This window comes from Frankia sp. R43 (genome assembly GCF_001306465.1).
In the GTDB taxonomy this organism is placed as follows: domain Bacteria; phylum Actinomycetota; class Actinomycetes; order Frankiales; family Frankiaceae; genus Parafrankia; species Parafrankia irregularis.
Genome location: NZ_LFCW01000005.1, coordinates 746,009 through 770,870 on the forward strand (window position 1 = coordinate 746,009; position 24,862 = coordinate 770,870).

Genomic DNA, 24,862 nt, shown 5'->3' on the forward strand with positions numbered 1-24,862 from the left:
AACGTGGGGAACACCTCCTCCCTGACGGTCGAAGCACTGGACGACAATCAGGCCCTGATGTGGTTCGCGGACAACTGGCCGATACTTCTCAGCCTTGCAGTACATAGTACAGAACAGGAGGATCTGGAATCAGTGTCCGATTTTCTGGATGCCATGGAACAGCCGGCGGCACTTCTCGGAAACCTGGATGACTGGGTCCGCTTCAACCAGGCCTCCAGGACTCTGGCGATACGCCTTGGGGACACCTGGCTCGCAAATCGCTGCCTTTACCAAATCGGCCAGGCGCTGCATCTCAAGGAGGACTACGCCGCGGCAGCGGAGATACTGCGCACCGCCCTCGATGTCTCGGTGGATCAAGATGACAGAGCTACGGAGGTACGCTGCCTACGAGACCTGGGAAATGTGGCAAGAGCGCTTGGAAATCCCGAGGAGGCGGTCGACCTCTATTGCGATGCCCTGGCGGGCTGCCGTGTTATGGGGTACGACCATCTCGAGGCGCGTGTCCTGGCTGATCTCGGCCAGGGCATGAGCGCCCTGGGGGATCTTCCGACGAGCAGAGCGCTGGTCGAACGCAGCGTGGCCGTAGCACTCAGCACAAACGACCGGCGTCTTGCTGGTCACAACCTACGGTGGCTTGCATCTATCCTGCATGGTGAGGGACGTTACAATGAGGCGTTGGGCCTCTACCGTCAGGCCCTCGACAGTTTTGGACTATCGGACGATCCCCGAGGCGTGTCGTACGTTCTGAGCAACCTGGGCAACACACTGCGCGAGCTGGGGCGGCTTGAAGAATCCGTCGCGTCGTACGAGAAGGCAGCACTTCTCCTGCGAAGATACGGCGAGCGCCGCTGGGAGGGTTTCACGATCTGCGGCCAGGCCGAAACGTACCTGCAACTGGGAGATCTATCGAGATCAGACGATCTTTATCGCCAGGCAGAACTGATCTTCAAGGCGTGTGGAGATCGAAGATGGTCTGCCTATACTCTGGGCAAACGCGGCGTGTGCGCGCGGGAGCAAGGCGCATACGAGGAGGCCGCCTCACTCCTGATCCTGGCTCGAGACCAGTTGCATGAACTGGGTGAGACCGTCTGGGAGACACAGGTACTGGTCGAGTTCGGCGAGGCGCAGCGACTTCTCGGCAATTTTGCCCAGGCCAGGGAGAATCTGGCTGCGGCAGAAGTCGAGGCCGATCTCCTGGGAATGGAGAAATGGCGAAAACTGGCGGCGCGACGCAGGATTCTGGCCGAAGAATTTTCTCCATGAGTCTCGATCATCGTGGTGCGCGGTACGCGAGAGGCGTGCACCGTTTCACTTCGTGATTTTACCCGCAGGTTCGGGAGCACCACACCCGTGGCCAGTCGCGGCACGCACCCCGATCAGCGCGCCCGACCCATCTGGCAGCGGCGGCATCCACACACGTGGACATCGAGGCACTAATTCGTGCTCGCGGCCGGGTGGTCCGGGATGGGTGCGGCAGTCCCTCGTCAAGGGCGTCACGCGGGCATCGAAGGTGCTGCGGGCAGCTCATCGTGCCGGGCGCAGGTGTTCCTCGAACCACGAGCTGGCCATGCGATCGACGACCCTGGCGAGCGGAGTCTGCGGCGCCGGTTCCAGGCCCGGGCGTTCGGCGAGCGGATGCTCCAGACCGGCGACTGTGCTCAGCCTGACCCGGTCGGCATCCGGATAAGCGGCCTGGAGCGCCACCACCATATCGAGGGCGTCGGCACGGCTTGCCGGGTAGTCGAGTTCACCGCTGACCACGAGCACGGCTGGCTGTGGATTCCGGCCGCTGATGAGCGCTGCGTGCGTCACGAAGTCAAGGTGCGCGGCAGCCGCCTGCTCCTGCTCGTTCCAGAAGCAGGATGTGCCGGTCGACGAGGTGAAGACGTCCACTGCCGTCCGAGCCCGGACCGCGGGATTTATCAGCACCGCCACTGAGACCCGGACCGGCAGACGGGCGAGAATGTTCAACGCGACGGTGCCGCCGAGTGAGCCGCCCACGACACCGATCGGCCCGCCGCACAGCGGAAGCTGCGCACGCAACGCGTCGAGCGCCGCCGGGAACTCGTCGGTGGCCTGCCGGACCACCGGATCGACATATCCCAGCATCGGGTCGGCCACCGCCGCCTCATAGGCCCCGTCCACCGGGCGCCGGCCGACCAGCGGCATTCCGAGATGCACCCGCCAGGCGGGCACATTCGCCAGCGGAAGCGCGGCGGCGAACGCGGCGTCCGAGCGTGGCGCGTCCATCATGTGCCAGGTCACCAGCAACGGAGCCGGTTCGTCGGCGCCTCCGGCCGGAGGCAGTGCCGTGAACGGCACGCCAGCCGCCCAGCCGGTGACAATCGTGCCGTCCTTCGTGCTGTCCTCCCCAGTCATGGAGGCGAACCTAGGTTGTCGGCGAGGCCATCGGGAGCAGCCTCTGCCGGCAGCAGAGGTTGTCTGCTGGCAGCAGAGGCTCTGGCAGCAGAGCCTCTGGCAGCAGAGGCTCCCGTCGGGTCGATCCGCCCGGGCGTCGACGCCCCGCCGCGCTGCCCGGCGGCGGCGCGGGCGTAGCGGCGGGCCAACATGGCGAAGGCGTCCGCGAGCTCGGGCGGCCCGATGACCTCGATGTCAGCGTCGAACCGGCCGACAGTGGCGGCCAGGCTGGGCCACGACCAGGAGCCGGCGACGAGCCGGCAGCGGTCCGGGCCGAGCTCCTCGACGATCCCGTCCTGGGAGAACCGGGACACGAAGGCGGCGGGCAGCTCGATGATCATCTCCCCGCGGCATGGCCAGCGGTCCGGGCCGGCGGAGCCCTGGAAACGCTGGGCGACGAAGGCGGCCACGTCCCCGCCGGGCAGCTCGCGGGGTGTGAACCGCGGGCCGGCCGGGGGACGCGGGGTGATCCGGTCGGCCCGGAAGGTGCGCCAGTCGTCGCGGTCCAGGTCCCAGGCGACGAGGTACCAGCGTCCGCCCCAGGTGACGAGGTGATGGGGCTGCACCCGACGCGGCGGGGGGACGTCGGCGGGCGCGGACCGCGACGGGACGGCGTAGTCGAAGCGCAGCTCCTCCCGGGCGTGGACGGCGGCACCGAGCGTCACCAGGACGGCCGGCTCGACCCGCGGGTTGGACGGTCCGCCGCGGCGTTCGACCGCGGTGACCCGCAGCGCGTCGACCTGATGGCGCAGCCGCGCCGGCAGGACCTGCCGGACGGTGCTCAGCGCGCGGGCCGCCGCCTCCCCGATACCGGCGCCGGACGTGACAGCGAGCTGGAGCGCGACGGCCAGGGCGACGGCCTGCTCGTCGTCGAACAGCAGTGGCGGCAGTTCCGCCCCGGCATCGAGCCGGTATCCGCCGTCGGGGCCCTTGGTGGCCCGGATCGGATAGCCCAGCTCACGGAGGCGGTCGACGTCGCGGCGAACCGTGCGCGGGCTGACCTCGAGCCGCGCGGCGAGCAGTGCCCCCGGCCAGTCCCGGCGTGCCTGCAGCAGCGAGAGCAGGGCGAGCAGGCGCGCTGACGTCGTCGGCATGCCATCGAGATTGCCCGAAGAAGAGGCCAGAACCTGACCTCTTCCCGGACGACCGTGGTGGTCACCGCCGACAACGGGAACGACCCAGGCGACCGAGAAGGGGCCGATCACGATGACGACCACGACCACGACCACGACCGCGCAGCCCGTAGCCCTCGACGCGGAGCGGGCCGACCTGCTCGCCGAGCTCGCCGTGGCCCGAGCCAGCCTGATCAACACCACCCGCGGCCTCAGTGACGAGCAGGCCGGCGAACGCCCGACGGCCAGCGCCCTGTGCCTGGGCGGGCTGATCAAGCACGTGACCGCCTGCGAGGAAGGCTGGATGCGGTTCGTCCTCGAGGGGCCCTCGGCGATGGACTACGCGCTCCCCGACGGCGTCACCTGGGAGGACTTCATGACCGGCACGGCGCGTGAATATCCGGCCTGGGCCGTCCAGCGCCAGAACGAGTTCCAGCTGCAGCCGGGTGACACGATCGCCGGGATCGTCGGCCGCTACCGGCAGGTCGCGGCCCGGACCGACGAGATCGTCGCGACCATCCCCGATCTGTCGGCGACGCAGCCGCTGCCGGAGGCGCCCTGGCACGAGCCGGGCGGCCGGCACAGCGTCCGCCGGGTACTGATCCACATCATCGCCGAGACCACCCAGCACGCCGGCCACGCCGACATCCTCCGCGAAACGATCGATGGCCAGACCACGACCTGACAGCGCAGCCCGCCGACTGCAACGGCCGACGACCGCTGACCGACAACCGACAGCCGCTCACCGACGACCGACAGCCGCTCACCGCTGACCGACAGCCGACGACGGGCCGGGGTCAGGACGGCAGGTCGCGTAGCCAGGGGGCGAGGGCGACTTCGGTGGCGGCGCGGATGGCCGCGTGCAGGGCGGCCGGGTCGTCGCGGTGCTCGGAGCCGTCGAGCACCACCGCCAGCGCGCCGGCGATGGCGCCGACGAACGCCCCGGTCAGCGCCCCGGCGCTCACCTCGTCGAGTTGCTCGGGGAAGGCCGCGGCGAGCTGGCGCCCGATCTCGCGCTGGGCGTCGAGCTGTACCTGCAGGGCGCGCCCGCGCACCGCGGGCACCGTCTGGAACAGTCGCAGGCGCAGCACCGCGAGCCGGCTCACCATCTCGTCGCTGTCGTCGCCGACCGTGCGCAGGGCGCGCAGCAGCACCTCGGCGGGCCCTTCGCCGGGGCGACGGGAGGCGATCGCCGTGATCGTCGCCTGTACCCGGGCATCCGATTCGGGGAAGAGCAGTTCCTCCTTGCTGGAGAAGTAGCCGAAGAAGGTCCGGGTGCCGATCTCGGCGGCCGCGGCGATCTCCGCGACGGTCGTCTCCTCATACCCGTTGCGCTCGAACAGCTCCGTCGCGACCTCGACGAGAAGCTGCCGCGTACGGGCACGCTTGCGATCACGCAGAGACACGGGGCAAGAGTACGCCCTCACTGCATTTTCGCATCGAGTGCAAAGTTGCACTCGATGCGATAGCGTGCCCTGCGTGACCTCTCACCGCGAGCACTCCGGAGACGTCCTGATCTGCGGCGCCGGCGTCGCCGGGCCGACCCTCGCCTACTGGCTGGCCCGGCACGGGTTCCGGCCGACCGTCGTCGAGCGATCCGAGGGGCTGCGCTCCAGCGGCAACCCGGTCGACCTACGCGGGCCCGCGCTGCCCGTGGTCGACGCGATGGGCCTGCGGCCGTCCCTGCGCGCAGCCGCGACCGAGACCACGGCGCTGCGGCTGCTGGCGGCCTCGGGCCGCCCGATCACCCGGGTCGCCATGCCCGGCAACAGCGCAGCCGGCCGCGGCGAGATCGAGATTCCGCGCAACGAGCTCGCCGCCGTCCTCGTCACGGCCGCCCGGGAGGAGGCGGAGTTCCTCTTCGACGACACGATCACCGCCCTGGCGCAGGACGAGCACGGCGTCGACGTCACCTTCGCGCGGGCCGCCCCGCGCCGCTTCGATCTGGTCATCGGCGCGGACGGCCTGCACTCCACCGTGCGGCACCTCGTGTTCGGCCCGGAAGACGAGTTCGTCCGGCACGCCGGCCTCTACGTCGCGACCATGCCGCTCGGCGCACCGGCTGACGACTCGCGGGAGGTGCTGATTTACAACACCCCGGGGCGGCTGGTATCCATCCACCCGAACCGGGGACGCGCCCTGGTCGCCTTCATCTTCCGCGGCCCGGCCCGCGCCGACTTCGACCACCGCGACGTCCACCAGCACCGGCGGCTGGTCACCGAGGCCTACGCGGACGTCGGCTGGCGCGTTCCGCAACTGCTCGGCCGGCTTCAGGAGACCGAAGACCTGTACTTCGACTCGGTGAGCCAGGTCCGGCTGCCGACCTGGTCCCACGGCCGCATCGCGCTGCTCGGCGACGCCGCCTCCTGCCTGTCCCTCCTCGGCGACGGCTCCAGCCTGGCCATAGCCGGCGCGCACACGCTGGCCAGCGAACTCGCCGCCAGCCCGGCGGACCACGCCGCCGCGCTACGCCGCTACCAGAGTGCGCACAGCGCCCTGGTCGAGCCGAGACAACGCCGCCTGAGGCTTTCCGCCGCCCTGCTCGTCCCGAGGACACGGGCCGGGATCACCGCCCGCAACCTCGCCGCACGGCTGTCACCCACACCGCGGCCAACGTCCCAGAACGGCCAGCGGGACGCATCCGTCGCCCAGCAAGGCGTCGCGCCCTGAGGGTGGCGGCCATCGCGCCGTCGGTCAGGACACGCAGACGTACACGCGTACCCCGTCAGATCGTGGCACGCGCCGGGTATCGGGCTATCCGGTCGCGGACGACCGTCGCGGCCGCCAGGTAGCGCGGATCGGGCCGCAGCGCATGTTCACGCAGGCAGGCCTCGGTGAACTTCAGCACGTGCTCGTCGCCGTGCTCGACGGCCTGGTGGATCAGCTCCTCGTGCCCGGGAACGTCGACGGCCCACGCCCGCGCGTGAGCCTCGCCTTCCCCGCGGTCGTCACCGGTGAACACCATCAGCAGCGCGGCCTCGGTCTGCCACATGGTGGCGACGGAAGGCTCGTGCAGCTCAGCCGGCAGGTACGGCAGGACGAGCCGCATGGCCGCCGGGGCGGTGACGGCGTGGATCAGGGGCACCGGCGACAGGTCGGTGTGGACCAGGCACAGGCCCGCGAACTGGGCGGTCAGGTCGCTGAGCAGTGCCTGGGCCTGCTCGGCGCGCAGCGCGGTGAGCGCATCGTGGTAGCCGGGCTGCCCGTCGAGCCGGCGCAGGCGCCCCTGTAGGAGCTCGCCCGCCGACAGGCCCGGCTCGAGCGGCGCCCGGGGCACCGCGGCCACGGCGGCGGCCACGGCGAGGCGTCCGTCGAACCGGGGGCTGCCGGGCAGCGGGGTGAAGCGGGCGGCCCAGTAGGCGAGCCCGCGGGCCAGCTCGGTCAGCTGCTGCGGGCCCGGCACGCCCTCGGCGGCGGCAACGCCCCGGACGGCGTGCGCGGTGCGGATGAGCCCGTGGGTCAGCCGGGACAGCAGGCCGGGCAGCAGCCGTGGCCACCAACGGACCAGCACGTCCCGCCAGGGCTCCTGGGCCAGCTCCCGTTCGAACAGGTACTCCCAGTCCCCGGCTCGGTCGATGGCGCCGAGCGCGGGCCGCCAGGAGGACTCGTCGGCTGGATCCAGGTCATCGCGGCGCGCGGACCGCTCATGGTGGGGCAGGAGGTCGCGGTATGCCTGCACCCAGGCTGGGATCGCGGCCCCGTGGCCGAGGACGGCCAGCACCTCGGCCCCCATCGGCCCGTGGTTGGCCAGATCGGCCTTGCCGGCACGCTCGTAGCCGAGATCGTCGAGGCGGTCGAGGGCGTCTGCCATCACGTCGCCATAACTCACCGAAACCATGTCTTCACGTCCTCACGCGGACGACTCCACCTGAAGGCGTCGCCCTGCCGTTATGTCGCATCGCCAAATGGTTCGGATATCCAAAGCTTCTACCATCGTAACGTGCGACCCGACCGAGGAGCCCCTGACGGCACGCAGGTGCCGGCGGCAGATCAGCCGCGGCCGTGGACGGCGCAGGAGCGAGACGTGCTCCTGCATGTGCCGCTGCTGGCGGCCTACTTCCAGCGCGCCCGCGGGGAGATGCCGCCACAGCTGCGGCGCACCTTCGACGAGCACCGGCTGACCGCTCGGCACGGCGCGGTCCTGCCCCAGCTCGTCGGCGGCCAGCAGTTCAGCGTCACCGAGCTGGCTGCCCGGCTGGGCGTGTCACTGTCCACCGCGAGTGAGCTCGTCGGCAGTCTGGGCGAGGCCGGCCTGGTCGAGCGCGCGGAGGACCCCGCCAACCGGCGCCGCACGCTGGTCTCGCTACGGGAGGAATACCGGCCTGCGGTCGAGGCCTTCCTCGCGACCCGCTCGGCCCCGCTGCTGCGCGCCCTGGCCACGCTGTCCGACGAGGAACGGGCGGGCTTCCGCGCCGGCCTCGCCGCCTGGAGCAGGGAGGCCCAGCCCTGACCCGGTGCCAGGCGAGAACAGATCGGCGCCGTCCTTCTCACCTGCGATGCCAAGTACGCCGCCACGGCTGGCTCCCGCTGCGCCATCGAACTGATCACATAGGTCGTCATCCTTCGGTCGCACTCAGGTGACGCGGTGACGCCCGACATCCACGGGCCCCGACGCAACAGACCAGACGTCGACCCGCCTGCCGATCGCGGGATTGTCGATCCGCCGTGCTACCCGCATTCCAAGCTTGGTGGCAACCCGCTGCGAACGAACGTTCTCCGGATGGATGATCGAGATCATCTCCGGCAGTCCGAGACGCCGGAACGCATCGTCACGGGCTGCCACAGCGGCCTCGGTGGCGAGCCCCTGCCCCCACGCCGACCGCTTCAGCCGCCAGCCCAGTTCGGGGTCCGGGCCCGCCTCCGCCAGAAAGGGCGGGACGTGCGCCAGGCCGGCGAAACCCAGGAACTCCCCGAGACGGTCAGGCTCGCGTGACTCCAGCGCCCACGGCCCGTATCCGTGATCCTCCCAGTGCCGGCACATCTGGCCGTAGAACGCGGCCCCGGCAGCGCCGTCAACGGGGCGGTTGAGGTGCCGTGCGACCTCGGGATCCTGGTTGATCTCCGCCATGGCCGCCTCGTCGGCCGGCTGCCACTGCCGCAGGAGCAGCCGCGCGGTCCGCAACGTGTCAATGTGCTTCCCCTCTGTCACATCGCGACTATTGCACTCCGCTCGACCGCACTCCGCTCGACCGGCGCACCCGGACGGCCATGAAGGCGGGCTGAAGGTGGTGGCCGCGGGGCCACCACCTTCCCGACGGCCGACGCGGTTGCGTTGCCTCGCGGTCAGTCGCCGCGCGGCCTGCTGAACTCCTCGATCAGCACGGGATACTGCTCCTTCCCGTGCCCGGCGGCGATCGAGCGGTCGGCCATCGCCTTGATCAGCCGGGGTAGTTCGGCGTTGACCCCCACCGCCTCGCTCTCCTCGACCAGATGTGCCATCGCCCGCGCGTCGGTCTCCAGGGCCGACGCCACGGCCGGGAAGGCGCCCGCGTCGATCTGCTCGGCGTATCCGGGCAGCCATTCGGCCACACCGGCGGCGATCTGCCGCGCGAACGGCGCGAAGGTCGCCGCCTCGACACCGGCGGTCCTGACCAGGGCGGTGCCCTGGAGCCAGGCGTTCAGGACGCTCCACATCATGGCCAGACCAGCCACGTCGTACAGGGACGCCAGCCCGTGGTCAGGGCCGAGGTAGGTGACCGTGCCGAGGGCACCGAGTGTCGGCGCGTGCGCCTCGAAATCCGACCGCGACCCGCTGTGCAGGATCACCGCCTCGGCGGTGCCGATCGCCGCGGGCAGGGCCATGATGGCGCCGTCCAGGTAACGCGCGCCGCGCTGCTCGGCCCATTCGGCGGCCGCCCTGGCCTGGGCCGAGTGGCCCGAGGTGAGATTGATCAACGTCCCGCCGCCCAGCTCGGTGCCGCCCACGTCGAGCAGTTCACGCACAGCGTGGTAGTCGGTGACACAGATGATCGTCAGGGGGCCCGCCGCGAGCGCGTCACCGACGGTGGGCGCCAGCCGCGCTCCGCCGGCCACCAGGCTGTCGGCCTTCGAGGCCGTGCGGTTCCAGACGGTCGTGGGATGACCGGCCTTGAGGAAGGCTCCGGCGAGCGCCTGGCCCATCAGTCCGAGACCGATCACTGTCACGGGTGTATCGGTGTTGTCACTCATGGCAGCATCGTCAACGTTGAGACCAGTCTGAAGGTCAAGCACGAGTCGAGCGAGCGAGGTTCGATGCGGATCGGGGAACTGAGTCGTCGGACGGGCGTCAACACCCACCAGCTGCGCTATTACGAGGCCCAGGGCCTGCTGGAGGCAGGCCGCCGCGCGAACGGCTACCGCGAATACGACGAGGACGCCGTGCTGCGGGTCAGCCAGATCCGGCACCTGCTCGATGCCGGTCTTTCGTCCGACGACATCGCCTACCTGCTGCCCTGTGCCGTCGGAGAGGCCCCGGAGCTGCCGGGATGTCCCGAGCTGCTCGACGCGATGCGGTCGCGGCTGCGGCGCCTGAACGATCAGATGGACAGGCTCGCCCGGTCCCGGGCCGCACTCGTCAACTACATCGATGCGGCCGAGCGCACGGGGAGCGAGGGCTATCCGACCTTCGCCGAAGCCTGCCAGGTACCTGCCCCGGCATAGACGCCTGCCAGGTACCCGCCCCGGCGTAGTCGGTCAGCCGTTCTGGAAGTCGTGCCGGTGGGCTTCGAGCCAGGAGCGCAGCGTCCGTGCGGGGTGACCGGTGATCCGCTCGACCGTGTTGTTGACGGGGGCGGTCTGGCCGATGGTCGCCGCGGCCACATCGAGCAGGCTTTCCAGGATTGGGCGGGGAATCCGGCCCTGGTCGAGATCCAGCGCCTGCTCCCGGGTCACGTCGTCGACGGTCACGTCGGCGCCGAGCACGTCGCCGATGAGCGCAACGGCGTCACGCATGCGCATCGACTGCGGCCCGCTGAGGATCTGCATCCGGGAGCGGAAGGTCTCGTGGGTGAGCAGATGGGCGGCGACCTCGGCGATGTCGTCGGGATGGATCGGCGTGACGGGAGCGTCCGCGAACGCGATGGCGACCCGTCCGCCGGCCCGGATCTGGCCCGCCCAGTCACGGCGGGTGTTGGTCGCAAGCCAGCTCGGGTACAGCACCGTGTGCGCGAGGCCCGAGTCGGCCACAGCCCGCTCGACCGCGCGGTGGATCTGGCCGATGGGCCGGTCGAACTCCCCGACCTCGTAGGCCGCCGGCGAGGACAGCAGCACCACGTAGCGCACGCCGGCGTCCACGGCCGCCGCGACGAAGGCGTCGACGGTACCGATCACCGGGTAGAGGAAGACGGCCTCGACCCCACGCAGCACCTCCGCCGCCGACGGACCGGGATCGGCGAGATCGAGCTCGGCCGGCTCGACGCCGGCGGGCAGCCGTAGGGTCGTCGCATCGCGGGACGAGCCGCGGACCGCACAGCCAGATCCGGCCAGTGTGGCGACCAGGCGCGACCCGATGTTCCCGCTGGCGCCGGTGACAAGGATGGTCATGACTCTCCGATCACGCAGGTGACAACACCCAAAGTTACCTTTGCAAGCAAAACATCTTTGACTACAAAGATAAGTGGTGCGGGGAGGGCGATGTCAAGCCGGAGCGAGGACGAACAGGACGGACGCGACGGGCTCGGCGAACGCGACGGGCCCGACGGGCCCGACGGGCTCGATGTGGACCAGGCTGTTCGCGCCCTGCTGCTGCTGATGCCGCAGCTGGTCGGGCGGGCGAAGCGGACGTCGCCGCCCGCCGAGCTGGCCGGCCTGGCCCTCGGCCCGCGGCACCTGTCCCTGCTCTCCTACCTGCTTCTCGACGGCCCGACCACGGTCAACGCGCTGGCCACACGGCTCGAGGTCGCGCCGACAACGGTCAGCCTCATGGTCGCCGACCTGGACCGCGCCGGGATCGTCGAGCGCCGCGAGGACCCCGACGACCGCCGGCGCAGGATCGTCAGCATCACCGCCGCGGGCCGCCCGGCGATCGAGGGATGGCTCGGCCCGGGGACCCGCGCCTGGCGGGTGGCACTCGGGCCGTTGAGCCCGACCGAACGCCACCTGGTCGTCAGCACCCTGCGTGCCTACGAACGCGCCGCGGGCGAGCAGGGCTCAGGCCCGCGTTGAGCAATCCCTAGAGGCTGTGGGCGGCGATGTCGCCCTGGGCGGTGGTCGCGTGGATGCTCAGGTCGGGCACGCCAGCGGTGTTCTGGAGCGCGTTGCGGATCCGGCCGAGGGTGGTGCCGGCGTCCAGGCAGGCCGAAACACCACGGGCGGCGCCGACCGACACGTCGCCGGCCTGGGTGCGCAGAACGACCGTGCCGCGCCTGGCCTCCGTGACCCGGATGTCACCCTTTCCGGTGCTGATCTCGGCGGGGCCACCCAGGCGACCGACCGAGACGTCGCCGGCGGCGGTGGCGACCCGGATGCTCGCGACCTCGTCAATCCTGATCGCGCCGTGCGAGCCGTCGAACGCGACGTCGCCGAGCCGTCCGACGCCCCGGAACTCCGCGCTGGCCGCCTTCGCCTCGACGCGGGAACCGGCGGGCAGCTGGATCGTCACCTCGACCGAGCCGGGGCTTGCAAGGGCATGCTTCCTCGCCGAGGACACGATCCGCAGGACGCCGTCGGCGTATTCGACCTCGGTCTGTTCCGCCGCCTTGACGTCGCGGCCCTTCGAGGCGTCGGCGGGCCGGACCTCGACCGTGGTGTCGGCCCGGTCGGCGGCGATGAGCTGCAGGCGCCCTGCGGGGATGTCGAGGACGGCTGAGATCGGGGCGGGGGTGTCGAAGCTCTGCATCGCGCTCTCCTACTGGAGGTCGTTTCTGACAAACGGAAAGCTACGTTGCGTTCGACAAACTTGCAACCATCGCGTTGCACTAGAACATGCATCTATGCAGTTCAGAGCCACGAAACCGTTGCAACGAGAATCGAGTTAACGCAACAGCGATCTCACGACCGTTGCAATGAGATGCGAATGAACGCTACCCTGAAGGCCTCGACGAGCGGGCCGGAGGTCGCGATGCCGGGAGGCAGGCTCACCCTGCAGGAACGCCAGCAGATCGCGCTGGGGCTGGCCGAAAGCCTCGCCTACGCGGAGATCGGCCGGCGCCTCGACCGTCCGACCTCGACGATCACACGGGAGGTGATGCGCAACGGCGGCCCCACCACCTACCGCGCCGACCTCGCCCATCGCGCCACCGAACGCCGCGCCCACCGCGGCCGGCAGGCCGCTCCCCCAGCGCCGCGAGCGCTCCCGCCGGCGTACGGGCGCGACGCCGAGGCCGTACGCGAGTACGAGGAGATGTTCACGGCCCTCCTCATGCAGTCCGGCCTGCCCAGGATGACGTCCCGGGTGCTGACCTGCCTGCTGACCACCGACGCAGCCAGCCTCACCGCGGCCGAGCTCGTCCGGCGCCTCCAGGTCAGCCCGGCGTCCGTCTCCAAGGCGATCGCGTTCCTCGAAGGCCAGAGCCTCGTCCGCAGGGAACGCGACGAACGCCGCCGCGAGCGCTACGCCGTCGACGACGAGCTCTGGTACCAGTCGGCGATCGCCAGCGCCCGGTCGAACGCCCAGCTCGCCGAGACAGCACGCCGGGGTGTCGGCGTTCTCGGCCCCGACACCCCGGCCGCCGCCCGTCTCGAGAACATCGCCCGCTTCCTCGACTTCGTCGGCGAGAGCATCGTCCGCGCCGCCGAGCAGGCCCGCGCGGTCCTCACCTCGAAGGCCGAAACAACCTCAGGACTCTGATCACGCCCGAGCGAGGTCAGGTCTGGCGGCTGTCGTACTGCCGCTGGCTGCGCCCGATGTCCGGGTCGTGTTCGACGGCCCACTCCGCCAGTGCGACGGCCGGCTCGATCAGTGTGCGGCCCATCGGCGTGAGCTCGTACTCCACCCGCGGTGGGACCTCCGGATAACTGGTGCGGGAAACGAGGCCATCACGTTCCAGATTACGCAGCGTCAAAGACAGCATCCGCTGCGAGATTCCGGGCACCCGCTGCTGCAGGTGGGTGAAGCGCATGCGCTGCTCGTGGAGCGTGGCAATGACCAGGAGCGCCCACTTGTCACCGATCCGATCGAGGATCCGACGAATGGCGCGGCCACCGTCCGCGCGGATGAGGCAGACCTTCTCGTAGCGCGACACGACTGCCATCCCTGTCAGTTGCTAACACCGATGTTCCTTTTGTAGCGGTCTCCATAGTCGCCCATCATGGGGTCGGTTACAAACCATAACCATCGGGAGCCACCATGAAGATCGCGTACTGGATCATCGCCGCGCTGCTGTGCGTCTTCTACCTGTACGCGGGAGGAAAGAAGCTGCTGCAGAGCAAGCAGCAGCTCGCGCCGATGATGGGCTGGGTCGACGCGACCCCGATGTGGCTGGTGCGCGGCATCGGCGCCGTCGAGGTCCTCGGCGCCGCCGGTCTTGTGCTGCCACCGGCAGCCGGCATCGCGACCGCGCTCGCCCTGGCCGCCGCGATCGGCCTCGTCGTTCTGCAGGGCCTGGCCGCAGGCCTTCATCTCTCGCGCGGCGAGGCCGGTGACACCGCCCTCAACGGCACGCTGATCGTCCTGGCCGCCATCACGGTCTGGCTCGCCACGGCGTGGTGACCAGCCATACCGAGCACGCGCCGGGGCCATCGAGGTGGTGATCAGCAGGCTGAGCGCTCGGCGATCCTTCCGGATTCCGATCGCATCGCGTTCCTCGAAAAATCGGTCGCGTGCAATGGCACGCACCAGCTACATTGCGCCGATGCCAGGCCCGGGTGACGCGACGTGACAGAGGTGGGCGCCGCCGCACAACAACCACGGCAGCCGGGCCAGGCCGCCTTCGACACCGGCCGCGAACATAACGGAGTATCACGGCTACTGCGCAGGAACCGCCCGCTGCGTGGATTGTTCTCGGCGCGGTGCGTCTCCGGAACCGGTGATTCCCTGAGCCTGGTCGCGCTGATGCTCCACGTCGCGGACACGGCCGGGCAGGGGCTGGCGATCGCACTGCTCCTGCTCGCCGGGGACTTCGCACCATCCCTGCTCGGCACGTTCACGGGCGCCATCAGCGACCGTTTCGACCGCAGACGCGTCATGATCCTCTGTGAGGTCGGCCAGGCGGCCACGATGCTCGTGATCGCGCTGTGGCTGCCCGCGCTACCGATCCTGCTGGCGCTGGTCGCGGCGCGCGCGATCATCGGGCAGGTGTTCCTGCCCGCCTCCCGAGCAGCGGTTCCCGCGTTGGTGGCCGACCGGGACCTCCCGGTCGCGAACTCCACGATCGGGTTCGGCACCAACGCCGCGGAGGTCGCCGGCCCGCTGATCGCCGCGGCGCTGCTGCCGCTGGTCAGCACACGCGGCCTTCTCCTCGTCGATGCCGTCACCTTCCTGCTGTCCGCGCTGTTTCTGCTGCGTCTCCAGCCGCTCCCAGCGCGACCGGTGAGGGGCGACGGACCAGACGGGCCGCTCGGCCAGGCCCTTCCGGGAATCGGCTACCTGCTGGCCAACCGGGCCCTACTCATGATCTTCGTTGGCTTCGCTGCGACGGTCGCCTTCAACGGCATCGACGACGTCGCGCTGGTCCTGTTCGCCAAGGAGACGCTGGGCACCGGCGACTGGGCGGTGGGCCTGCTGCTCGCCGCGGTCGGGATCGGGTTGGTCGTGGGCTACGCCCTGCTCGCGCGGGCAGGCGAACAGGGTTCGATGCCGCTGCTGCTCGTCGGCGGATTCTTCGTCAGCAGCGCCGGCAACCTCCTCACCGGCCTCGCCTGGGCGGTCGGCGCGGCCTTCACCGTCCAGGCGGTGCGCGGCCTGGGCATCGCGGCGATGGACGTCGCCGCCAACACCCTGCTCCAGCGCCTCGTTCCGGCCAGCCTGCTCGGACGGGCCTTCGGCAGCTTCTACGGTGCCGTCGGGGTCGCCGCCGCGACGTCATACCTGGCCGGCGGGCTCCTGCTCGACGCGACCAGCCCACGGACGACCTTTCTGCTGGCCGGCGGCGCCGGGATGCTGACCGCCCTACTGGCCGCGCTCGGGCTGTCGACCACATTGCGAGACCTGCCCGCCACCGCCGCCGGCACCGGTCAGCAACGACCGGACGGACCCCCCGTGAGCACTCCGGACGGCCGACTCACCTTCGCCGGCCGCATCGGCCACATCGGCCACATCCCGGTTGGCGAGGCTCAGATCTCGTGTCGGAACGCCGCAAGCTGAGGGCCGGTCGTCGTCGGAAGAAACTCGGTAATGGCGTACGAGACCACGCCGTGGCGCTGGAACGGGTCGGTCTCGATGATCTGCTCGATCGTGGACCGGTCACCTGCCGTGAGAATTATTCCTCCCGTGCGCGGCTCCTTCCGCCCAGACGCCAGAAAGAGCCCGGCATCGTAATTGCGCCGAAGAAACTCCCGATGGCCGTCCATGTACCGCTCGACCTCGGTCAGGTCGGCGGTATATGTGAGATCCAGAATAAACAGGCTCGCCATATCCGCAACCATATCGGGCTTGGCTGCCACGCCGGGAAAGCCACCTGGCCGCCAGCACCCTGCTCGCCTGTGAACATGCCGCGGTCGAGCAGACTCAGGCCCACGTCTGAACCCGGCATCACGTCTGAGCCCGGCATCACGGCTGAGCCCGGCATCACGGCTGAGCCCGGCATCACGTCGTCACAGCAGTGCCGCGGCCAGGGCTCGCCATTGCTTCCGGGCGGGCCGGCCGGTACGGCTGCGCACGTCGGTGTCGGCCGAGATGACCTGGACGGCCACATGGTCCGCGCCGGCGGCGTGGTGCTCGGCGACCCGCCTGGCGATCTGCTCGACCGTCCCCCAGGCGAACAGGGCGTCGACGAGCCGGTCGCTGCCGTTCCCGCCGAGGTCGTCGTCGGTGAATCCCATCATCTGCAGGTTGCGCACATAGTTGGGCAGCATGAGGTAGTAGCCGAGGTTACGGCGAGCGAGCGCTCGGGCCTCGGCGGGGTCGGTCTCCAGAATCACCTTCTGCTCGGGGGCAAGCAGCGGCTCCTCGCCCAGAGTTTCGCGGGCGAACCGGGTGTACTCGGGAGTGACCAGGTAGGGATGGGCTCCCGCGGAGCAGCGCTCCGCCAGGGCCAGCGCCTTCGGCCGCAGCGCGGCGAGGACACGGGATGCCACGGGAACCGGTTCCGGCGCGGCGTCAAGACCGTCGAGGAAGGCCGCCAGGTACCGCAGCGGTTGCGTGTAGGTCTTCCCGAACGCCCCCGCGGTGGAGGCGTGGCCGGCGCCGAGCCCGAGCAGAAAGCGGCCTGGATGCGCCGCGGCGACCTGATGGAATCTCGCCGCCAGCTCGGCCGCCTCGGTGGACCACACGTTGACGATGCCGGTGGCCACGACCATTCGACCGGTCGCCGCGAGCAACTCGGCGGGCAGGCGCAGCTCAGGGGCGGAAGAACCGAGCCACAGGGCCCCGAATCCCAGTTCGTCGAGCTCTTCGGCCGCCTCACGGGCATCGGGCGTGTTCCAGGCGAAGGACGGAGACCAGATACCCACTCGTCCCACTGACACTGTCACGGGAGTCCTCCCTCGTACGCAGGCAATGTTCACGCGACTCGTCGGTGTTCGACCGCCATCGAACACCGACGTGTGTACGATAGCGATCGAACAGTCTGGATGTCGAGGAAGGCGAGCGCCGAGAACGATGACCGCGCGGGCGCGCCGCACCGTTGACCTGCGGCACACCGATCCGAGCGATGTAAGCCTGCAGGAAGCGCTGGAGGCGCTGGCCGACCCGGTCCGCCGATCGATCCTTCGGGTGCTGGCGGGCGAGCCGGATTTCACCCGTGCCTGCGGCGGCTTCGACCTGCCGGTGTCGAAGGCGACCGCCAGCCACCATTTCTCCGTCCTGCGTGCCTCCGGGCTGCTCGAACAGATCGATCAGGGGCCACGCCGCCTCAACCGGCTGCGCCGCGCCGAGTTCGACGCCCGTTTCCCAGGCCTGCTCGCGCTGGTTCTCACCGAGGACGAGCCGATCGAGACGACGAGCTGAGCCACCACACGCTCAGCCCACGACCGCCGAGAACGGATGCCGCGCGCCACCAGTCGGACGCGCCGAGATCCCGTGGCCGCCTTATCGTTGGATCACAGGCCTGGCTCGCGGCGTGTGCCGGTCGCGCGCAGCCCCAAGGAGGTGCGAGTCATGGCGACGAGCGAGGCGACACGAAGCGCCTTCGGGTTCGTCTGGGATCGGTCCGCGGTGCGGAAGGATATTCCACGGTTCTCGGTCGAACGAGCCCTCTGCCGGTTTCACCGGTCGCTGCCGGAGTACGTGTGGGATGCCGCAGTGCTCGAGGGCAACCCGTTCACCTACCCGGAGGTCCAGACGCTCCTCGACGGGATCACCGTGGGTGGACGGAAGATCAGCGACGAACGTCGATCCTCAACCTCGCCGAGGCGGCGAACGAACTCGCCCGGCTCGTCAGGGCGCACGAGTTCCAGCTGTCCAGGGAGATCTCCGACCGGCTCCAGCTTCTCCTCGCCCGCGACGAGGCGCTGGAACCGGGTCATTTCCGCGGCGAAGGCAGGGAGACGCTCACCCCCGGTGTCAGCCTCGGACAGCATGGACGCTACCTGCCACCTGCGACCGAGCGCGGAGGCGAGAACCTGCGCCGCATCTTCGCACAGGGAACCGAGTTCCTTTCCGTCGAGATCGACGACGAGTTCGAGCGGGCGATCGCCTATTTTCTCCTCGGCTCGCTGCAGCAGTTCTACTACGACGGCGACAAGCGCACCGCGCGCTACATGATGAATGGCCACCTCATGTCCCACGGCCTGGACGCCATCAGCGTCCCGGCCGCACGCCGCCAGGAGTTCAACACCGAGATGGTCGAGTTCTTTCGGCACCGGGAAGGTACCGGCATGTTCGGCTTCCTGACCTCCTGCAGGCTCGCCGCCGACGACGGTGTCCTCCCACGCGACAGCGACTAGCACTGGCCTGAGGGCTGGCCCGGCCCGGCGACCTGACGGTGGCCTTCCTGGTGACCGCACCCATTCTCGATCATCCAACTCCGGGAGGAGGATCGGTCGCGCCGGTCTGCTCCCGGAGTCGAGTCGAGAAATCCGTCCAGATGATGATGACCGCGAGGCCGGCGGGCTGGATTCTTCCGCCATGGAAATCTCACGAACGGCGGGCACGAGCATGGGCAACGCCCCGGGCACAGCCGTGGCCGCGGCCGACCAGGCCTCCGCGGCTGTCACCGTCGAAGGACTGGCGAAACACTACGGACGGTTCACCGCCGTCGAGGACGTGTCGTTCAGTATTCGCCGCGGAGCCGTCACCGGATTCTTCGGGCCCAATGGAGCCGGTAAGACCACGGTACTCAAGATGATCAGCGGTATCACCCGGGCGAGTGCCGGGCGGATCCTTCTGAACGGTTTCGACACGCATGCTCGTGACACCGGCACCCTGGGCGCATTCATCGAGCCCTGCGGCGCGCATCCGGGGCGCTCGGCACATGCCCACCTGCGTTCGTTGGCGACCATGGCCGGGCTGCCGGGACCACGGGTGCCCGAGGTGCTCGCGCTGGTCGGGCTGGAGAGGGACGGCCGGCGCAGGGTCGGGAGGTATTCGCTGGGTATGCGCCAGCGTCTCGGTCTCGCGGCGGCACTGCTCGCCGATCCGGACATCCTGGTGCTGGACGAGCCGACCAACGGGCTGGACCCGCAGGGGATCCGATGGCTGCGGAATCTGTTGCGTCAAAGGGCCGACGCGGGACGCACCGTCGTGCTGTCCAGCCACTCGCTGACCGAGGCGGCGCCGATAGTCGACGATGTCGTCGTCATCCACCGCGGGCGCGTCGTGCGGCAGGCTCCGATGGCTGCGATCACCCGGGGTGGAGCAACACTTGAGGACGTCTTCCTCAGCCTGACCGGCGGGGAGGGCGCGTGAGCCGGCTGGTGCGAGGTGAGCTGATCAAAGTCGCGAGCACGCGCACGGTGCTGGCGTTCGCGTCGGCCTCCGTCGCCCTGACGGCCTCCAATGTGCTGATCGTCGCGCTGGCCGCGGGGACGCTCGACGATGTGGGCGAGAAGGAGGAGGCCCTGTCCGGTATGCCGATACTGTTGCTGCTGCTCGGGGCGGTCGGTGCCGCCGGTGAGTTCCGACACCGGACCGCCGCGCCCGCGGCGCTCGCCTCGGGCGCGTCCCACGAACGCCTGCTGCTCGCGCGGGCGACGGCGTACACGATCACCGCCCTGGCCGTGGGCATGCTCATGGTGGCCGTCTCGCTGGGGGCCGGGCTGCCGCTGCTGGCCCGGCAGCCCGGCCCCGACCTGAGCGTCGGCGAGGCGACCGCGGTCGCGGTCGGCCTGCTGGGGTCGTCGGTGCTCGCGACGATGATCGGGGTCGCCGTCGGCGCGCTGCTTCGAAACCAGGTCCTGGCGGCGGTCGGAGCGCTGATCCTGACCTTCGTCGTGAACCCACTGCTCGACCGGGTGCGGGAGGGCTTGTCTGACTACACGCCACTCGGCGCGGTCGCCGTGCTGACCCGCATGGTGCACGGGCCGGCCCGCATCTCCCTGGGCGCGGCGGCGATCGTCCTGGGCGCCTGGGCAGTGGGGCTCATGGCCGTGGCTCTCGCCGGCGAACGTCGACGCGACCTGGCATGACCGTCGAGGCGGCAGGGTTGCGGCGACTGCGGGCGCGGGCGGAGGCCGTAGCGGCGGCGGTGGCGGTGGCCGTAGCGGCGGCGGCCACCCGCGTCCGCGGTGCGGGGCCGGGGGAACGGTGGGCCGCCCGGCGTGCGCTGGGTTTCGACCTCCTCGTCGCGGTGGCCGCCACGATCGCCGAGCTCAGCCTTCTCCTCAACGACGACCACCTGGCGCGGACGTCGACCGTGGTGCTGGCGGTTTCGTCCGGCGGTGCGCTCACCGCCCGCCGCCGGGCCCCGTGGCGGGTGCTGCTGGCAACGCTCGCTCTGGCCGGGGCCCTGGTCGCCACCGGTGACTCCCCCGGCGGGGTGCCCGCCCTGGTGGCGCTCTTCACCGTCGCCGAGCGTGCCGACCGGCGCCGAGCGCTCGCCGCGCTGGTGCCCACCGCCGTGCTCCTGGCCGCGCTGTCGATCGTGTCCGTCCCGGTGACGGCAGGGGTGTGGGCGCTGGGCGCCTATGCGCGGACCCACCAGCGGTATGTCCGCGCCCTGGAGGAGCGCGCCGCGGACCTCCAGCGGGAGCAGGAGCAGCTGGCCCGCATCGCGGTGCACGAGGAACGCGCGTCGATCGCCCGCGAGCTGCACGACATCGTCGCCCACTCGGTGACCGTGATGTTGATCGGTGTACGCGGCGCACGCGACGTGCTGCACACGTCGCCGGACCGGGCCGACGAGACGCTGGCGCGGGTGGAGCGGAGCGGGGAGCAGAGCCTCGTGGAACTCCGCCGGATGCTGGCGGTGCTGCGTGCCCCGGGCACCCCCGCCGACGCCCGCCCAGCGCCCTCGCTGGGAGATCTGGCCAGGCTCGTCGCCGAGTACCGTGCCGCCGGCCTGCCCGTCGAGCTACGGGTGACGGGGGAACCGCGATCCCTGCCCGACGGCCTGGAACTGTCCGCGTATCGCATCGTCGAGGAAGCGCTGACCAATGCGGTGAAGCACGCACGCCCCAGCCAGGTCGTCATCACCCTCGCCCATCGCGACCACGGCCTCGACATCGAGGTGGTCAATGACGGGGTGGCCGCCGAGCCGGCACGGACGCCGATCCTCGGTGACACCCGGAACGCACCGGTGACCGCCGCCCCGGCACGGCACGGCCTCATCGGGATGCGGGAGCGAACCTCGGTGCTCGGCGGCGAGCTGGAGTTCGGTCATCAACGCGGCGGCTGGTTCCGCGTCGCCGCCCACCTCCCGGCGGGCGGCGGAACATGAGCCTGGCCGCACCGTTCGGCGCGCCTCACGAGAGCGGAGAACCGGATTGAGCATCCGCCTGCTGATCGTGGACGACCAGGAACTGGTCCGGACCGGCCTGCGGCTGATCCTCGAGGCCCTGGCCGACTTCGAGGTGGTCGGCGAGGCCGGGGACGGCGAGGAGGCCCTCGCCCGCGCCGAGGAGCTGCGACCGGACGTCGTCCTGCTCGACATCCGCATGCCCCGCATGGACGGCGTCGAGACCACCGCCCGGCTGACCGGCGGCGGTCTCGTCCCGGCCCCGCGGGTCCTCATCCTCACCACCTTCGACCTGGACGAATACGTGTTCGGCGCGCTGCGCGCCGGCGCCGCCGGATTCCTGCTCAAGGACGCCTCCCGGGAGCGCCTGGTCGAGGCGATCCGCGTCCTGCACGCCGGCGACGCGCTGCTGTCCCCCGCCGTCACCAGGCGGCTGGTCGAGGCCTTCGCCGCCCGCACCCGCCCGCCGACGCCACCCGGCCTGCTCGACGCCCTGACGCCACGCGAGCGTGAGGTGCTGGTGCTGGTCGCCCGCGGCCTGTCGAACACCGAGATAGCCGGCCGTCTCGTCGTGACCGAGGCGACGGTGAAGAGCCACGTGGGGGCCATCCTCACCAAGCTGGGGCTGCGAGACCGGGTCCAGGCCGTGGTGCTCGCCTACGAGAACGGCATCGTCGTCGCCGGCGAACCGACCTGACCCGTCCACATCCATCCAGCGAGCGTTGGTGGGAGAGGCCTGGCCGGTGATCGCAACGGGACGCCCGGTCGTATTCTGGCGCAATGCCGGAAATCGCCGTCGAAAACCATCGGATGTCGACCGAGCTGAACAATCAGGAGGATGGTTTCCGCATCCTCCTCGACGGTAATCCGGTGGCGATGACGCTCACCGAAACAGATACCACCGTCGGCAACACCAGGACGCACACCCGCGAGATCCGCCCGCCCGGCCCCGTTGACTGGCTCCCCGGCGGCGCCCTGCTCCCCGGTGGAGCCCGGCTCAGCGGCGGCGCCTGGCTGGAAACCGCGGAAATCGAGGTCCGCCCCGGCCGTGCCGTTCACCTGTCCTTCCCCATGCTGTCCGGCGAGTCCTACAACACCGTGGTCTACCTCCAGGAAAGCCTTGTTCTGACCTTCGATCCGGCCTACACCCAGGTGGATGTCACCTGGGACCACTGGAGCGACGTCTCCACCTGATCATCACCCGGCCCGTGGACGGGCGCGGATCACGTCCCGACGGGACCAGTGCGGGCGCCCCACAGTTCGGCGATCCGTCCCTGCGCGATCCGGATGATCTCGAGGAGTTCCCCGGTGCCGTCGGTCAGCCGGGAACGGATCACCGCGCGGTCGTCCTCGGCGATCAGGTCGACGATCCGCGTGCGCAGCTCCGGTGCGGCCGTGCGCATGGCGAGCCAGCGTTCCTTGACCGCGGCGGGCCCGCGGAACTGGAGCGGGTGGCTGAAGAAGTCCACGGCGAAGATCTCGTCGACCGCCGGCAGGTCGAGTGCGTTGAAGGCGGCATGCATGCGAAGCGCGAGGCCCCGGCTCAGCTGGGCCCCGGTCAGCTCGTCGGGCGCACGGCCGGCTCCGTCGGGCGCACGGCCAGCTCCGTCGGCGAGCGCCCGCGCCAGCGGCTCGAGCCGGCCGACCGCCCGGGCCATCCCGATGTGGTCGGCGTAGTCGCGGGACTCGACGATCTGCCCGTCACGTACGCGGACCACGAACACGCACGGCACCGCGAACTCGCCGGGGTCGGCCGTCCCGGTATAGGCGAACTCCGCGACGACCACCTCGGGATCCGCCGTCCGATGCACGACCATGTTCGTCGGCGCGAACCGCCGGACGCCGGATGCTCGCCCGGCTGACCCTGCGAAGTGCTGGCGCAGCTCGGCGCGGGTACGCATCGGCTGGTCGCCCAGCGGCGCGAACGGATGCCGGACGTCCGTCCGCTCCCCGTAGAGGCCGGCGAGCATGTCGAGCTGTCGCTCCCGCTCGTCCGGCGCGAGATCACCACGGACCAGTCGGCTCACACCGTCGGCGACCATGCGAACGACGTCGGCCGGGGCAGGTGTCGGTAGCATCGAACCTCCAAAACGAAGTCTGGACTCCGGCACGTTAACGGAGTCTGGACTTCGTTTACAACGTTGCGATGGCGGAAGCTGACGGAAGTCGAGGTGGGCGGTGCGGAGGAACGCCGTGGCCAACCGCGAGCGCATCCTCGCCGCCGCCGAGGCGGTGTTCGGTGAGCACGGCGCGGCCGGCTCCACCGAGGACGTCGCGCGCCGCGCCGAAGTCGGCATCGCGACCGTGTTCCGCCACTTCCCCACCAAGGCCGCTCTGGTGGAGGCGGCTCTGGTCCGCCACTTCGACCTGCTCAACGAGCAGGCATCCGCTCTGGCTGCCCATTCCGACCCGGGGCAGGCGTTCCGGGACCTGCTGCGAAGAATGATCGAGGGCGGGGCGACGAAGCTGACCCTCGCAGCCCAGCTGCCGGACGGACAGTTCCCGCCGAGCGTCCGGCAGGAGGCAGAAAGGCTACGCGCGACCGTCGAGGTCCTCCTGGACCGTGCGGCCCGGTCAGGGGCGATCCGCCGAGACGTCGGGGCCGACGAGGTCTATCTCCTGATCCGAGGGCTCGCCCAGGCATCCGCCACCACGCCGACGACGCCACAGACCATCAGCCGGGCCATCGAGGTGGTGATCGCCGGGCTGAGCGCGTAGAGCCGGCCCTCGTCATCGTCCCGGGCAGCCGGTGTCCGCGCCGACACCGCGTCCGCCCCCGCCGCCCCTTGACCGGCTACCGCCGGTGGAACAGCTCGGGCTCCGTACGCGACGGGACGCCAGGGCGGCCAGCCCGGCCCCGGCGGTGTTGAGCAGCACATCGTCCATGGAGGACACGCGGTCCAGCGGCAGGACGTACTGCGCGATCTCGACCAGGATCGAGCAGCCCGCCGCGAGTGCCAGGATCCGCGGTGTCGACGCCAGCGCGGCGAACCGTAGCGGGGCGAGGAACCCCAGCGCCGCGAACACCAGCAGGTTGCCGACAATCTGGCCCGTCGCCGTCAGCGGCCCGGCGGCGATGATCGCGAGCAGGTCCTGCAGCGGCACCAGGCGCACCCGGGCCGGGGAAGCGGCGCCGTCCCGGCCGCCCGGCAACATGATCATCCATACCGCGGGCACCGTCCCGTAGACGATGCCCACCTCGGCGAGCGACGTCCGCCACGCGCACGCCGGCGCAGTACCGGCAGCACGGCGACGGCGGGCCAGCACCCACACGGCCAGCGCGGCCAGCGGCAGTACGGCCACGGTGATGAGTGCGACGCCGTTGAACGTGCCGACCCAGCCGTGCCATCCCCCGGCCAGGCCAGCTCTTCGGAATCCGAGAACCACAGTTCTCTTTCTCCCGGCGGGTGGTTTTCGGGAGCT

Annotated in this window: 30 protein-coding genes; 17 read left to right on the forward strand and 13 right to left on the reverse strand. The window is 70.4% G+C overall.

The features are described from left to right. Positions 1 to 3: 3 nt before the first annotated feature. Positions 4 to 1,263 carry a tetratricopeptide repeat protein gene (locus tag ACG83_RS42765; protein ID WP_083473494.1) on the forward strand — a complete coding sequence of 420 codons (1,260 nt, stop codon included), beginning with the start codon at positions 4 to 6 and terminating at the stop codon, positions 1,261 to 1,263. 261 nt (positions 1,264 to 1,524) lie between these two features. On the opposite strand, the gene ACG83_RS24010 is transcribed toward ACG83_RS42765, so the two are convergent. Continuing rightward, positions 1,525 to 2,379, reverse strand: a complete 855-nt coding sequence (locus tag ACG83_RS24010; protein ID WP_054568443.1) for a S9 family peptidase — start codon at positions 2,377 to 2,379, stop codon at positions 1,525 to 1,527. Continuing rightward, positions 2,376 to 3,512 (reverse strand): YafY family protein, encoded by a 1,137-nt coding sequence (locus ACG83_RS24015; protein WP_083473533.1) that lies wholly within the window; start codon positions 3,510 to 3,512, stop codon positions 2,376 to 2,378. Before ACG83_RS24015 ends, ACG83_RS24010 begins: the two co-directional genes overlap by 4 nt. Before the next feature lie 112 nt (positions 3,513 to 3,624). Here ACG83_RS24015 and ACG83_RS24020 point away from each other — a divergent pair, with 112 nt between their 5' ends. Then, complete coding sequence (locus tag ACG83_RS24020) at positions 3,625 to 4,215, forward strand: DinB family protein (RefSeq protein WP_054568444.1); 591 nt, start codon at positions 3,625 to 3,627, stop codon at positions 4,213 to 4,215. Positions 4,216 to 4,327: 112 nt separating this feature from the next. On the opposite strand, the gene ACG83_RS24025 is transcribed toward ACG83_RS24020, so the two are convergent. Next, a complete protein-coding gene (locus ACG83_RS24025; RefSeq protein ID WP_083473495.1) occupies positions 4,328 to 4,936 on the reverse strand; it encodes a TetR/AcrR family transcriptional regulator in 609 nt (202 codons plus the stop codon). A gap of 73 nt (positions 4,937 to 5,009) precedes the next feature. On the opposite strand from ACG83_RS24025, the gene ACG83_RS24030 reads away from it, so the two are divergent. Then, positions 5,010 to 6,200: an FAD-dependent monooxygenase gene (locus tag ACG83_RS24030; RefSeq protein WP_054568446.1), complete on the forward strand. Its 1,191-nt coding sequence runs from the start codon at positions 5,010 to 5,012 to the stop codon at positions 6,198 to 6,200. A 55-nt stretch (positions 6,201 to 6,255) separates the two neighbouring features. Here the strand turns inward: ACG83_RS24030 and ACG83_RS24035 are convergent, their stop codons facing one another. After that, positions 6,256 to 7,368: a questin oxidase family protein gene (locus ACG83_RS24035; protein WP_054568447.1), complete on the reverse strand. Its 1,113-nt coding sequence runs from the start codon at positions 7,366 to 7,368 to the stop codon at positions 6,256 to 6,258. Between the two features lie 186 nt (positions 7,369 to 7,554). On the opposite strand from ACG83_RS24035, the gene ACG83_RS24040 reads away from it, so the two are divergent. Beyond that, positions 7,555 to 7,980 (forward strand): MarR family winged helix-turn-helix transcriptional regulator, encoded by a 426-nt coding sequence (locus tag ACG83_RS24040; protein WP_063793179.1) that lies wholly within the window; start codon positions 7,555 to 7,557, stop codon positions 7,978 to 7,980. A 123-nt stretch (positions 7,981 to 8,103) separates the two neighbouring features. Here ACG83_RS24040 and ACG83_RS24045 read toward each other — a convergent pair whose 3' ends face one another. Beyond that, on the reverse strand, positions 8,104 to 8,679 hold the full coding sequence (locus ACG83_RS24045) for a GNAT family N-acetyltransferase (RefSeq protein WP_054568449.1): 576 nt from the start codon (positions 8,677 to 8,679) through the stop codon (positions 8,104 to 8,106). Between the two features lie 134 nt (positions 8,680 to 8,813). Further along, positions 8,814 to 9,698 (reverse strand): NAD(P)-dependent oxidoreductase, encoded by an 885-nt coding sequence (locus tag ACG83_RS24050; RefSeq protein ID WP_054568450.1) that lies wholly within the window; start codon positions 9,696 to 9,698, stop codon positions 8,814 to 8,816. Between the two features lie 63 nt (positions 9,699 to 9,761). Here ACG83_RS24050 and ACG83_RS24055 point away from each other — a divergent pair, with 63 nt between their 5' ends. Then, positions 9,762 to 10,169: a MerR family transcriptional regulator gene (locus tag ACG83_RS24055; RefSeq protein ID WP_054568451.1), complete on the forward strand. Its 408-nt coding sequence runs from the start codon at positions 9,762 to 9,764 to the stop codon at positions 10,167 to 10,169. A gap of 33 nt (positions 10,170 to 10,202) precedes the next feature. Here ACG83_RS24055 and ACG83_RS24060 read toward each other — a convergent pair whose 3' ends face one another. Beyond that, entirely contained in the window at positions 10,203 to 11,051 is an 849-nt protein-coding gene (locus ACG83_RS24060; RefSeq protein ID WP_054568452.1) for an SDR family oxidoreductase, read from the reverse strand. A gap of 207 nt (positions 11,052 to 11,258) precedes the next feature. Here ACG83_RS24060 and ACG83_RS24065 point away from each other — a divergent pair, with 207 nt between their 5' ends. Then, positions 11,259 to 11,672 carry a MarR family winged helix-turn-helix transcriptional regulator gene (locus ACG83_RS24065; RefSeq protein WP_054568623.1) on the forward strand — a complete coding sequence of 138 codons (414 nt, stop codon included), beginning with the start codon at positions 11,259 to 11,261 and terminating at the stop codon, positions 11,670 to 11,672. A 7-nt stretch (positions 11,673 to 11,679) separates the two neighbouring features. Here ACG83_RS24065 and ACG83_RS24070 read toward each other — a convergent pair whose 3' ends face one another. Continuing rightward, positions 11,680 to 12,345 carry a DUF4097 family beta strand repeat-containing protein gene (locus tag ACG83_RS24070; RefSeq protein WP_054568453.1) on the reverse strand — a complete coding sequence of 222 codons (666 nt, stop codon included), beginning with the start codon at positions 12,343 to 12,345 and terminating at the stop codon, positions 11,680 to 11,682. 222 nt (positions 12,346 to 12,567) lie between these two features. On the opposite strand from ACG83_RS24070, the gene ACG83_RS24075 reads away from it, so the two are divergent. After that, the gene (locus tag ACG83_RS24075) at positions 12,568 to 13,296 is read left to right on the forward strand and encodes a helix-turn-helix domain-containing protein (protein ID WP_054568624.1); all 729 of its coding nucleotides are present in this window, start codon (positions 12,568 to 12,570) and stop codon (positions 13,294 to 13,296) included. Between the two features lie 16 nt (positions 13,297 to 13,312). On the opposite strand, the gene ACG83_RS24080 is transcribed toward ACG83_RS24075, so the two are convergent. Then, positions 13,313 to 13,690 carry a helix-turn-helix domain-containing protein gene (locus ACG83_RS24080; protein ID WP_054568625.1) on the reverse strand — a complete coding sequence of 126 codons (378 nt, stop codon included), beginning with the start codon at positions 13,688 to 13,690 and terminating at the stop codon, positions 13,313 to 13,315. 104 nt (positions 13,691 to 13,794) lie between these two features. Here ACG83_RS24080 and ACG83_RS24085 point away from each other — a divergent pair, with 104 nt between their 5' ends. Both ACG83_RS24085 and ACG83_RS24090 read left to right on the forward strand, forming a co-directional pair. Beyond that, a complete protein-coding gene (locus tag ACG83_RS24085) occupies positions 13,795 to 14,157 on the forward strand; it encodes a DoxX family protein (RefSeq protein ID WP_054568454.1) in 363 nt (120 codons plus the stop codon). 165 nt (positions 14,158 to 14,322) lie between these two features. Further along, complete coding sequence (locus ACG83_RS24090; protein WP_152991500.1) at positions 14,323 to 15,750, forward strand: MFS transporter; 1,428 nt, start codon at positions 14,323 to 14,325, stop codon at positions 15,748 to 15,750. Here the strand turns inward: ACG83_RS24090 and ACG83_RS24095 are convergent. Together ACG83_RS24095 and ACG83_RS24100 are read right to left on the reverse strand one after the other, a co-directional pair. Next, positions 15,720 to 16,049: a YciI family protein gene (locus ACG83_RS24095; protein WP_200931363.1), complete on the reverse strand. Its 330-nt coding sequence runs from the start codon at positions 16,047 to 16,049 to the stop codon at positions 15,720 to 15,722. The genes ACG83_RS24090 and ACG83_RS24095 overlap by 31 nt on opposite strands. Positions 16,050 to 16,199: 150 nt before the next feature. After that, entirely contained in the window at positions 16,200 to 17,078 is an 879-nt protein-coding gene (locus tag ACG83_RS24100) for an LLM class F420-dependent oxidoreductase (protein WP_054568455.1), read from the reverse strand. Positions 17,079 to 17,205: 127 nt separating this feature from the next. On the opposite strand from ACG83_RS24100, the gene ACG83_RS24105 reads away from it, so the two are divergent. The 7 genes from ACG83_RS24105 to ACG83_RS24135 all read left to right on the forward strand — a co-directional run bounded on the left by ACG83_RS24105 (position 17,206) and on the right by ACG83_RS24135 (position 22,633). Continuing rightward, positions 17,206 to 17,553 (forward strand): helix-turn-helix transcriptional regulator, encoded by a 348-nt coding sequence (locus tag ACG83_RS24105; protein ID WP_054568456.1) that lies wholly within the window; start codon positions 17,206 to 17,208, stop codon positions 17,551 to 17,553. Between the two features lie 281 nt (positions 17,554 to 17,834). Beyond that, positions 17,835 to 18,491 carry a cell filamentation protein Fic gene (locus ACG83_RS24110; protein WP_235498132.1) on the forward strand — a complete coding sequence of 219 codons (657 nt, stop codon included), beginning with the start codon at positions 17,835 to 17,837 and terminating at the stop codon, positions 18,489 to 18,491. A 181-nt stretch (positions 18,492 to 18,672) separates the two neighbouring features. Further along, a complete protein-coding gene (locus ACG83_RS24115; RefSeq protein ID WP_083473496.1) occupies positions 18,673 to 19,452 on the forward strand; it encodes an ABC transporter ATP-binding protein in 780 nt (259 codons plus the stop codon). Further along, positions 19,449 to 20,171 (forward strand): ABC transporter permease, encoded by a 723-nt coding sequence (locus tag ACG83_RS24120; RefSeq protein ID WP_054568457.1) that lies wholly within the window; start codon positions 19,449 to 19,451, stop codon positions 20,169 to 20,171. Before ACG83_RS24115 ends, ACG83_RS24120 begins: the two co-directional genes overlap by 4 nt. Continuing rightward, on the forward strand, positions 20,168 to 21,421 hold the full coding sequence (locus ACG83_RS47765; protein WP_054568458.1) for a sensor histidine kinase: 1,254 nt from the start codon (positions 20,168 to 20,170) through the stop codon (positions 21,419 to 21,421). The genes ACG83_RS24120 and ACG83_RS47765 overlap by 4 nt, the downstream gene beginning before the upstream one ends. Before the next feature lie 46 nt (positions 21,422 to 21,467). Continuing rightward, a complete protein-coding gene (locus ACG83_RS24130; RefSeq protein WP_054568459.1) occupies positions 21,468 to 22,136 on the forward strand; it encodes a response regulator transcription factor in 669 nt (222 codons plus the stop codon). Positions 22,137 to 22,249: 113 nt separating this feature from the next. Then, positions 22,250 to 22,633 (forward strand): hypothetical protein, encoded by a 384-nt coding sequence (locus ACG83_RS24135; RefSeq protein ID WP_235498154.1) that lies wholly within the window; start codon positions 22,250 to 22,252, stop codon positions 22,631 to 22,633. 29 nt (positions 22,634 to 22,662) lie between these two features. On the opposite strand, the gene ACG83_RS24140 is transcribed toward ACG83_RS24135, so the two are convergent. Further along, on the reverse strand, positions 22,663 to 23,517 hold the full coding sequence (locus ACG83_RS24140; protein ID WP_054568461.1) for a nuclear transport factor 2 family protein: 855 nt from the start codon (positions 23,515 to 23,517) through the stop codon (positions 22,663 to 22,665). Between the two features lie 115 nt (positions 23,518 to 23,632). Here ACG83_RS24140 and ACG83_RS24145 point away from each other — a divergent pair, with 115 nt between their 5' ends. Then, positions 23,633 to 24,157, forward strand: coding sequence for a TetR/AcrR family transcriptional regulator (locus ACG83_RS24145; RefSeq protein ID WP_235498133.1), 525 nt, complete (start codon positions 23,633 to 23,635; stop codon positions 24,155 to 24,157). 12 nt (positions 24,158 to 24,169) lie between these two features. On the opposite strand, the gene ACG83_RS24150 is transcribed toward ACG83_RS24145, so the two are convergent. Then, positions 24,170 to 24,826, reverse strand: a complete 657-nt coding sequence (locus ACG83_RS24150) for a VanZ family protein (RefSeq protein ID WP_200931364.1) — start codon at positions 24,824 to 24,826, stop codon at positions 24,170 to 24,172. Positions 24,827 to 24,862: the final 36 nt, after the last annotated feature.

Excerpts from the sequence above, each read along its gene's own strand:
- ACG83_RS24050 (WP_054568450.1), bottom strand. The coding sequence starts at position 9,698 with ATGAGTGACAACACCGATACACCCGTGACAGTGATCGGTCTCGGACTG.
- ACG83_RS24035 (WP_054568447.1), bottom strand. The coding sequence starts at position 7,368 with ATGGTTTCGGTGAGTTATGGCGACGTGATGGCAGACGCCCTCGACCGC.
- ACG83_RS24020 (WP_054568444.1), top strand. The coding sequence starts at position 3,625 with ATGACGACCACGACCACGACCACGACCGCGCAGCCCGTAGCCCTCGAC.
- ACG83_RS24065 (WP_054568623.1), top strand. The coding sequence starts at position 11,259 with ATGCCGCAGCTGGTCGGGCGGGCGAAGCGGACGTCGCCGCCCGCCGAG.
- ACG83_RS24060 (WP_054568452.1), bottom strand. The coding sequence starts at position 11,051 with ATGACCATCCTTGTCACCGGCGCCAGCGGGAACATCGGGTCGCGCCTG.
- ACG83_RS24105 (WP_054568456.1), top strand. The coding sequence starts at position 17,206 with ATGACCGCGCGGGCGCGCCGCACCGTTGACCTGCGGCACACCGATCCG.
- ACG83_RS24135 (WP_235498154.1), top strand. The coding sequence starts at position 22,250 with ATGTCGACCGAGCTGAACAATCAGGAGGATGGTTTCCGCATCCTCCTC.
- ACG83_RS24055 (WP_054568451.1), top strand. The coding sequence starts at position 9,762 with ATGCGGATCGGGGAACTGAGTCGTCGGACGGGCGTCAACACCCACCAG.
- ACG83_RS24010 (WP_054568443.1), bottom strand. The coding sequence starts at position 2,379 with ATGACTGGGGAGGACAGCACGAAGGACGGCACGATTGTCACCGGCTGG.
- ACG83_RS24140 (WP_054568461.1), bottom strand. The coding sequence starts at position 23,517 with ATGCTACCGACACCTGCCCCGGCCGACGTCGTTCGCATGGTCGCCGAC.
- ACG83_RS24075 (WP_054568624.1), top strand. The coding sequence starts at position 12,568 with ATGCCGGGAGGCAGGCTCACCCTGCAGGAACGCCAGCAGATCGCGCTG.
- ACG83_RS24115 (WP_083473496.1), top strand. The coding sequence starts at position 18,673 with ATGGAAATCTCACGAACGGCGGGCACGAGCATGGGCAACGCCCCGGGC.
- ACG83_RS24015 (WP_083473533.1), bottom strand. The coding sequence starts at position 3,512 with ATGCCGACGACGTCAGCGCGCCTGCTCGCCCTGCTCTCGCTGCTGCAG.
- ACG83_RS24070 (WP_054568453.1), bottom strand. The coding sequence starts at position 12,345 with ATGCAGAGCTTCGACACCCCCGCCCCGATCTCAGCCGTCCTCGACATC.
- ACG83_RS24085 (WP_054568454.1), top strand. The coding sequence starts at position 13,795 with ATGAAGATCGCGTACTGGATCATCGCCGCGCTGCTGTGCGTCTTCTAC.
- ACG83_RS47765 (WP_054568458.1), top strand. The coding sequence starts at position 20,168 with ATGACCGTCGAGGCGGCAGGGTTGCGGCGACTGCGGGCGCGGGCGGAG.